Below are 8,280 nucleotides of genomic sequence, written 5' to 3' on the forward strand. Positions count from 1 at the left end.
GCATACGACCGAAGGAGAAGCATGTCCACTCCGCCCGTACCACCCTGCTCCACCCGGCCCGGCAACCCGGTCCCGCCGTCCGCGCGCGCCTTGCTGTCGGATGCCCAGTTCAACGACGTCCGCGCCACCGTCCTCGACGACAACCCGGGCATGGAGCCCGAGATGGCCAGCCGCCTCGTGATCGAGGCCCTCAAGTTCGTAGCGGCAGCCGCCCTGTTCCCGACGGTGCGGATCGCCCCGACGCGCGAGGTCGACGAGGGCTGGCACGCGCTCATCCTCCACACCCACCTGTACGCCTCCCTGACGAGCCGCTTCGGCCGGATGGTGCACCACTACCCGGAGCGGCCGGACCAGACCCGCCACGACCCCGACGTCTTGACCCGGACGATCGCTTTGATCGAGCAGGCCGGCTACACCCCGGACGCCGAGCTGTGGGTGGGACCGAAACGGTCGCTCGTGTCCGTCGCGACGAACTGTTCGCACACCCCCGTGCCCGGAGGGTGCGGGCCGATCAACCCCGGCAACTGCGCCACGCACGGCGGCGGTGGCGACGGCGACGGGGACGGGGACGGGGAATAGGCTCAGCGCACTCGCGACGAAAGGGTGATGGCATGACCGCGGCCGAGGCACACCAGTTCCACGTCTCCATGAGGCAGCACGGGATCCGGGGGTTCCTGATCCCTGCCGACCCGGACCGTCCCGACGGGGCATGGCTCGTGGCCGACAAGGACGGGCGAGACATCACATCCGCTGTCTACGCCCAGGTGCTGACCGCGCGCCAGCAGCAGCCTCAGCGGGGCTTCGTCGTCTCGCGCTGATTGAAGACCGCCCCGGCCGGCAATTCCCCCGCTGGCCGGGGTACTCCCTGGCCATCCGCGTCAGGTCGAGGCTCCCTTGAGTCTGACTTGACCTGGCATTTTGGTGGGGATGCACCACGTTCAGACATGTGATTCGACCAGTATGGCGATGTCCATGACGAACTTGAGCCACATGCTCCGCTTACCAGCCTAGTCCCGCACGAGATGCGCGAGCGGCACGCCGATCGCCTCGGCGATGAGGATCAGGATGAGGATGAGCGTGTCGAGGAGCGCGCTGGCCTGACCGCGCTCGATCCGAACGTACGAGTCAGGCAGGATCCTGAAGAGACGGCCCAGGCCGTTCTCAGCGGTCACCTCGCAGCCCGGACCTGGCCGGCCGCGAGGTGCAGGACCTTGGCCGGACGAGACGCCTAGAAGGGGAGGCCGATCAGGCCCCACCCGCGGGCGCCGGCCTCGGTGGCCGCGTCGCCCCACTCGCGCAGCAGTGCCGCGGCGGCGTCGAAGCCGGCGGGGCGGCCCGCCCAGCCGGCGGCCTCGTCCGCGAAGGGCCCGCGGAGTTCCTCCAGTCGGGGTGCGGCCAGCTGCCAGGAGCGGACCAGCTCCGACACCTCGTCCGGCGCGCTGAGCAGGAGCACCCGGGGGCGCCACGGAGCGGGGTCGTCGGGGAAGCCGCGCGCGGCGGGCCGCTCCTCCTCCGCGGTGGCCGTGGGGTCCTGCCACGTGTGGTCGGCCGGGTCGTCCCAGAACAGGCCGCGCAGGAAGTGGTCCAGGGCGTCCCGCAGTTCGGGCGCGACCGAGGTCCGCACGTCCTCCCAGGCGTTGGCCAGCCGGGGGTGCCAGCCGTAGGAACCGGTGGTTCCGTGGAACCGGTACTCGGCGCACCAGGACACCTGCCGCTGCCACGCCCAACCGCCCGTCACCGCGTGGTCGGCGTCTTCGCACGCCGCGCAGCAGAAATCGGGGCAGGCGGCATCACGCAGTGCGTCCACCCTGTCGTCCGCCGGTATCCGCGCCAGGTGCTCCCAGTCGACCATGAGCACGGTGATGTCGAGTCCCATCGGGACAGGCTAGTCGGCGGACGTGACGGCCGCGCGGACGGATCGTGGGCGGCCGGGGCCGGACGACGACCACAGGATGCCGGTCACGGTCCCGGACGGACGCCCTCGCCGAGGAGATCCGTATCCCGCTGGAGGGCCGAGGACCGGCCACGACCGACGGAGAGCGAGCGGACCGGTGATCCGGGACCCGCAACGTCCGGCCGGCGCCCTCCGAAGGCGGCCCCACCCCGCTGACCGAGGACGAGGAGCGGCGCGCACGGGCGACGCCGTTCGGCGAACTCGGCCGCACGATCGCCGAACGCGGCCGGGTGCGCCACCCCGCGCACTCGCCGGAGGAGCGGCGCCGCCTCGTCGGGGTCGCGCACCGGCTCCAAGCCCACTGGGGCCGGTAGGTGTTCGTCGAGGCCGAGGACCGGCGTGCGGTCAGGCCCCACCTCGCGGGGTACGGCCCGGCCCGGCTACGCCTGCTCCCGACGGGCCTTGGCCGGCCCCGGCGGCGCCCCGGGGCGGCCGGTGGGGCGGTCGCTCAGAAGTTGGCGGGCGGCAGCGGGAGGGGCAGGCCGGGCAGGCCGTCGATGCTCTGCGCTATGTGTTCCTTCTTGGCGAAGTAGGCGCTCAGCGAGGCGTCGTCCTCGCGCGAGAAGCGCCTGCCGTGCAGGTCGCGTTCCTCGTCGTACGACATGAACGGCACCCCGTACCCGCAGGAGTCGCGGACGAGGTCGGCCGTCACCACGATGATCGCGCGCAGCCCGTGCAGGGTCGGGTCGATGTCCGGGAAGTGCGCGAGGAGTTCCTTGAAGCGCGGGTCGTCACGGAAGACGGGCTCGCCGCGGCCGTGCACCCGAACGATGTTGGGCGGTCCCTGGAAGGCGCACCACATCACCGTGATCCGACCGTTCTCCCGCAGGTGCGCGATGGTCTCGGCGGTGCTGCCGGCGAAGTCGAGGTAGGCGATCCGCTGCTCGTCGAGCACCGCGAAGGAGCCCTTGAGGCCCTTCGGGGAGAGGTTGACCGTGCCGTCGCCGACCAGCGGGGCGGTCGCGGTGAAGAAGATCGGCTGCTGCTCGATGAAGGTGCGCAGCCTGCCGTCGATGCGTTCGTAAGTCTTTCCCATGTCTAAGGATTATCCGAGGAAAACCTTCGCCTGTCTAACGACTACTCGGGGCTTCGTCACCTCGTGCGGGTGCCCGCCTCCGGGCGGGCACCCGCCGGGGTCAGCCGGCGGCCTTGGAGCGCTGCCACTCCTCGGCGTAGTCGTTGAAGATCGCCCGGAGGTGGTGACCGATCTTCAGGTAGTCGAGGTCGTCGAGGTTGGCCAGGGAGACCCGGACCGACCACTGGGGGCCGTCGAACCCGCCACCGTTGAGGAGGACGACGGAGGTCTGTTCGGCGAGTCGGAACAGCGGGTCGACCGGTTCGTAGTTCTTCTCCGGGAAGTCGGCGAAGTCCTTGCCGTGGACCCGTTCGGCCTCGGCGAGCAGGTCCAGCTCGATGTAGTAGCCGGCCCGCTTGTCGTCCTCGCTGATCTTCATCCGGGCGCCCTCCAGGAGGAGGTCGAGACGCCGGTGGACGATCTGTCGGATGCGGGCCTTGTAGGCCTGCCCCTCGTCGAGCATGTCGAAGAGGGAGAAGAGCACCATCATCGTCTGCTGCGGCAGCGACAGGCCGGCGGTGTGGTTGAGCGCGACGGACCGGGAGTCGGCGACCAGCCGGTCGATGAAGCGGATGGAGCCCGGATCGAGGGTCAGGGTCCCGTACCGCTTGGCGAGGCGGTCCTTCCGGTCCTGGGGGAACGCCGCGATCATCTCGTCGATGACGTTGTCGTCGTGCAGGCCGATGACGCCGAGCCGCCGGCCCGTGCAGCCGTAGTGCTTGGAGTACGAGTACACGAGCAGGGTGTTGCACGGGAGCTCGGCGGCGAGGGAGCGGAAGCCCGGTACGAAGGTGCCGTAGACGTCGTCGGTGACGATCAGCAGGTTGGGGTTGGGGCCGGCCACGATCTCCTTGATCTGATCGGCGACCCGGTCGCTGAGCGCCAGGGACGGCGGGTTGCTGGGGTTCACGAGGCAGACGAGCTTGACGGCCGGGTCGGCGAGCTTGGCGATCTCCTCCTGCGGGTAGCGCCACTGGCGCACCCCGGTCTCGGCGAACAGGCTCGCGGAGACGTTGACCACCTCGAACCCGAAGGTGTCGAGTTCGGGGATCTCGATGTAAGGGTTGAACACCGGGGCCAGCAGGGCGATCTTGTCGCCCTTGTGGAGGATCCCGTTCTTCATCAGGGAGTCGAAGATGTGGCACATGGCGGCCGTGCCGCCCTCGGTGGCGAAGAGCGAGAGGGTGTCGTGCGGCGGCCGCTCGTCGAACATCTCGTCGGAGACGTAGCCGCGGACGATGTGCTCGGCGTGGGTCAGCATCCGTTCCGGGACCGGGTAGTTGTCGCCGGTGATCGCGTCGGTCAGCTCGTGGATGAAGGCGTCCTTGTCGAACGGCCGGCGCGTCAGGGCGTACTGGACGCAGGCGGAGAGCATCTCGACGCCCGGGAGCTCGGGGTGGCGGCGCACCCATGACTCGAAGCGACCGCCGATGCCCTTCTCCTCCGGCATCCCGCCGAGGTCGTCGGCGGTCCAGACACGACGGGACTCGTCGAGGGCGAAGTAGCCGAGTGCGTAGAAGGCCTCGCGCGGACCGGTCGCGATCCAGTTGGGGTTGCCGCGCCGATTCGGTGGCGGCGCCGGCCAGGAACCCGCCGAGCGTGATCGGGCCGACCCGCAGCTTGCCGAGGAGGTAGCCGGCGGCCAGGCACAGGAACAGGGCCGGTTCGGGATGGTCACGCAGCACGCCCACGGGCCGTCACCCCGATCCGGCGGGGCCCCCGGAGGCCCGGGGGCAACGTGTCGACATTTCCCCGCCCTCACCCGGTGGGCGCGGGCCCGCCCACCGGGTGGGGCCGTCCGGGCTACGGAGCTTCGTACAGCCCTTCGATCAGCGATCCGTACTTCTCCCGGACGACGCGGCGGCGCAGTTTCAGCGAGGGCGTGAGCTCCCCGGACTCCGGCCCCCACTCCGCGGCGAGCAGCCGGAACCGCTTGATCTGCTCGGTGCGGTTGAGGCGGGCGTTGGCGGCCTCGACGGCGCGGGCGACTTCGTCCAGGACCGCCGGGTGCCCGGCGAGCGCGTCGAGGGAGGCGGCCTCGACGCCGCGGGCGGCCGCCCAGGCCGGTGCCAGTTCGGGGTCGAGGACCAGCAGGGCGACGAGGTAGGAACGGCCGTCCCCGTGCACCAGGGCCTGGCCGATCAGCGGGTGCTCCTTGACGGTGTTCTCCACCAGGGCCGGGGACACGTTCTTCCCGTTGGAGGTGATGATCAGTTCCTTCTTGCGGTCGGTCAGCCACAGGAAGCCGTCCCCGTCGATCCGGCCGATGTCCCCGGTCGGGAACCAGCCGTCGGCGTCGGACGCGTCCTCCAGCGATCCGTCGGGCCTCAGGTAGCCGGCGAAGACGGTCTCGCCGCGGGTGAGGATCTCCCCGTCCTCTGCGACGCGCAGCTCCAGCCCGTCGATGGGGCGGCCCACCGAGCCCAGCCGGAAGTCGTCGGGGCTGTTGACGGTGCACACGCCGGAGGTCTCGGTCAGCCCCCAGGCGTCCATGATGGTGATCCCCCAGCCCGCCCAGAAGCGCACCACGTCGATCGGCATCGGCGCGGTGGCACTGGCCGTCCACACGAGCCGGTCCAGGCCGGCCAGGCGCAGCAGCGGCTCCAGTACGCGCTCGCGCGCCTCGGCGTACGAGGCTTCGAGCGCGGCCGGCACGTCCTCCCCGCGTTCGCGGTGGCCGGCCCGGGCGCGGGCCAGGTCCCCCGCCTCGTCGATGGCGCGCTGCTGCTCCAGGGGCAGCTGGGCGAGGACCGCCCGGACGCCGGCGGCGAGCTTCTCCCACACCCGGGGCACCCCGAAGAACTGCACGGGGTGCAGCTCGCGGACGGCGGTCGCCACGGCGGTGGGGTCGCCGACGAGCCGGACGTGGGCGGCGCGCAGCAGGGGCAGGTAGATGCCGAGGATCCGCTCCGCGATGTGCGCGAAGGGCAGGTAGCAGATGTGCTCGGCGTGTTCGGGCAGGTCCGTGTTCCGGTCGAGGCGGACGGCCTGGAGCAGGATGTTGCGGTGGGTCAGGCGGACGCCTTTGGGGTCCCCGGTGGTGCCGGAGGTGTAGACGACCGTCAGTGCGTCCTCGGGGCGGGTTTCCCGCCAGGCCTTCTCGAAGGCGTCGGCGCGGTGCAGGCGGGCGCCGCTCGCGTACAACGATCCGTAGGTGCGGTGCGGACCGGCCTGGGCGGCCTCGGCGACGACGAGGCGTTCCAGGGGGACGGAGTCGTCGGCCAGCAGCGGTTCCCACCGGGCGAGTTCGCGGGCGCCCTCGACGACGGCCAGGCGCGCCCGGCTGTGGCGGGCGATGTGGGCTATCTGTTCGGGTGCGGAGGTTCCGTACACGGTGACGGGGACGGCGCCGAGGTGAACGAGGGCGAGGTCGGTGAGCCAGTGCTCGGGGCGGTTGCCCATCATCAGCAGCACGTGTTCGCCGCGCTCGACGCCGAGGGCGGCGTACCCGGAGGCGAGGACGGCGACCTTGCGGCGGACCTCGCTCCAGGTGAGGGTCCGCCAGTCCGTCCCCTCGCGCCAGGAGAGCGCGGCGAGGGAGCCGTGTTCTTCGGCGTTGCGGGCGAGCAGGGCGGGGAGGGTGATCTCTCCGGGTTGTCCGGGCAGTCGCAGGTTCGTGGTCATGGGCAGCTCCTGGCCGTTTCACATCGTTGGTGCGACAGCAATACTGTTGAACCCAAGCTGTGGAGCAGAGAGCGAGGCGCAGACGATGGCCGACCGGGCAACCGAGCCGATGCTCACCGTCGACGAGCTGGCGTCGAAGGCCGGCGTCACCGTCCGCACCGTACGGTTCTACAGCACCCGCGGGCTTTTGCCCCCTCCCGTGATCGGACCCCGTCGGGTGGGGCACTACGGCCCCGAGCACCTGTCCCGGCTGGCGCTGATCGAGGAGTTGCAGCACCAGGGCATGACCCTGTCGGCGATCCAGCGCTACCTGGACGCGCTGCCCGACGACCTGAGCGCGCACGACCTGGCCATCCACCGGGCCCTGGTGGCCACCTGGGCCCCGGACGCGGCCGAGGACGTGTCGCGAACGGAGCTGGAGCGACGGGCCGGACGGGACCTGACGGACGGTGACCTGCGCCGGCTGGCCGCGATGAACGTGGTGGCCGCCTCGGGCGACGGCTTCCGCGTCGATCCCGGGCTGCTGCGGCTGGGGGTGGCGCTGCTCGACGTGCCGATCGCGCACGAGACGATCCTGGTGGCCCGCGGGTTGCTGCTGGAACACGCGCGGACGGCCGCGCACCAGCTGACGGCCCTGTTCCGCGACGAGGTGTGGGGGCCGTTCACCGAGGGCGAGAGCGACCCGGAGCGGGTGGAGTCGATGAAGGCACTGTCCGCGCACATGCAGCCGATGGTGGTGCAGGCGCTGGTGACGGCCTTCCAGCGGTCCCTGAAGGAGGAGCTGCGGGCGGCGTTCGTCCCCGAGTCCGACTGAGGGCAAACTCCTCGCGCGGGCCCGGTGGCACGAGTAGTTTCGCGATCATGGCAGTCATCCACCACACCACGCTGACCCCGACCAAGGTCGAACTCCTCGCCGCCTGGCTCCCGTCGCGCCCCTGGTACCGGGCCACCACGGCCGCCCCGGAACTCGCGAAGGCGGGCGGTTTCAGGCTCGACGACCCCGAGGGCGAGGTGGGCATCGAGTTCCTGGTCGTCACCGACGGCTCCGACGGCTCCGCGCCCGCCTACCTGACGCCGCTCACCTACCGCGGAGCCCCCCTCGACGGCGCGGAGGCGGCCCTGCTCGGAACCATGGAGCACGGGGTGCTCGGCAAGCGCTGGGTCTACGACGGGGCCCACGACCCCGCCCTGGTCGGCCAGTTGCTGGCGCTGCTGGCGGGCCGGGCCGTGGCGCAGGCCCAGAGCGAGAGCGACGTCCCCGACCCGACGGTGGAGGTGCGTACCGTCGCCGACCTGCCGGCCACGCTGCCGCAGGTGACGGAGACCGCCGACGCCACCGTCCTCGCGACGGCGCAGGGGGCGCCGGTGACCCTCAGCCTGACCCGGGTCCTGCGCCCGGGACCCGCCGCCACCGGGGAGGACGTACGGGGGCAGGTGCTGGCCCGCTGGTCCGCCCCGGACGGCGCCGAGCCGCGCGGGGGGGGGGGGGGGGGGGGGGGGGGGGGGCGGGGGGGGGGGCCCCCCCCCCCCCCCCCCCCCCCCCCCCCCCCCGCCGCGAGCGGGCGCAGGGTCACCTCCTGGGACTTCATGTAGGGCGTGACGTAGAAGACGCAGGCGGCGGGGTCCG

The 8,280-nt window shown here is 71.8% G+C and carries 9 protein-coding genes; 4 read left to right on the forward strand and 5 right to left on the reverse strand.

Annotation, left to right across the window (positions count from 1 at the left end; all coding sequences use genetic code 11):
* Positions 1–21: 21 nt before the first annotated feature.
* Complete coding sequence (locus NOD94_RS21825) at positions 22–579, forward strand: hypothetical protein (RefSeq protein ID WP_281207712.1); 558 nt, start codon at positions 22–24, stop codon at positions 577–579.
* A 32-nt stretch (positions 580–611) separates the two neighbouring features.
* A complete protein-coding gene (locus NOD94_RS21830) occupies positions 612–818 on the forward strand; it encodes a hypothetical protein (protein WP_281207713.1) in 207 nt (68 codons plus the stop codon).
* Positions 819–1,007: 189 nt separating this feature from the next.
* Here the strand turns inward: NOD94_RS21830 and NOD94_RS21835 are convergent, their stop codons facing one another.
* The 5 genes from NOD94_RS21835 to NOD94_RS21855 form a co-directional block, all read right to left on the reverse strand.
* Complete coding sequence (locus NOD94_RS21835; protein WP_281207714.1) at positions 1,008–1,172, reverse strand: hypothetical protein; 165 nt, start codon at positions 1,170–1,172, stop codon at positions 1,008–1,010.
* Between the two features lie 56 nt (positions 1,173–1,228).
* Positions 1,229–1,876, reverse strand: coding sequence for a hypothetical protein (locus NOD94_RS21840; RefSeq protein WP_281207715.1), 648 nt, complete (start codon positions 1,874–1,876; stop codon positions 1,229–1,231).
* 526 nt (positions 1,877–2,402) lie between these two features.
* Entirely contained in the window at positions 2,403–2,990 is a 588-nt protein-coding gene (locus NOD94_RS21845) for a pyridoxamine 5'-phosphate oxidase family protein (protein WP_281207716.1), read from the reverse strand.
* 100 nt (positions 2,991–3,090) lie between these two features.
* Positions 3,091–4,707 carry a bifunctional aspartate transaminase/aspartate 4-decarboxylase gene (locus NOD94_RS21850; protein WP_281207717.1) on the reverse strand — a complete coding sequence of 539 codons (1,617 nt, stop codon included), beginning with the start codon at positions 4,705–4,707 and terminating at the stop codon, positions 3,091–3,093.
* Positions 4,708–4,832: 125 nt separating this feature from the next.
* Positions 4,833–6,653 (reverse strand): AMP-dependent synthetase/ligase, encoded by a 1,821-nt coding sequence (locus tag NOD94_RS21855; RefSeq protein WP_281207718.1) that lies wholly within the window; start codon positions 6,651–6,653, stop codon positions 4,833–4,835.
* 85 nt (positions 6,654–6,738) lie between these two features.
* Between NOD94_RS21855 and NOD94_RS21860 the strand changes: the two genes are divergently transcribed.
* A complete protein-coding gene (locus NOD94_RS21860; RefSeq protein ID WP_281207719.1) occupies positions 6,739–7,467 on the forward strand; it encodes a MerR family transcriptional regulator in 729 nt (242 codons plus the stop codon).
* Positions 7,468–7,514: 47 nt separating this feature from the next.
* Entirely contained in the window at positions 7,515–8,246 is a 732-nt protein-coding gene (locus NOD94_RS21865) for a 1,4-alpha-glucan branching protein (RefSeq protein ID WP_281207720.1), read from the forward strand.
* The last annotated feature ends 34 nt before the right edge of the window (positions 8,247–8,280 follow it).

Source organism: Streptomyces sp. Isolate_45 (assembly GCF_024721315.2).
Classification (GTDB): Bacteria; Actinomycetota; Actinomycetes; order Streptomycetales; family Streptomycetaceae; genus Streptomyces.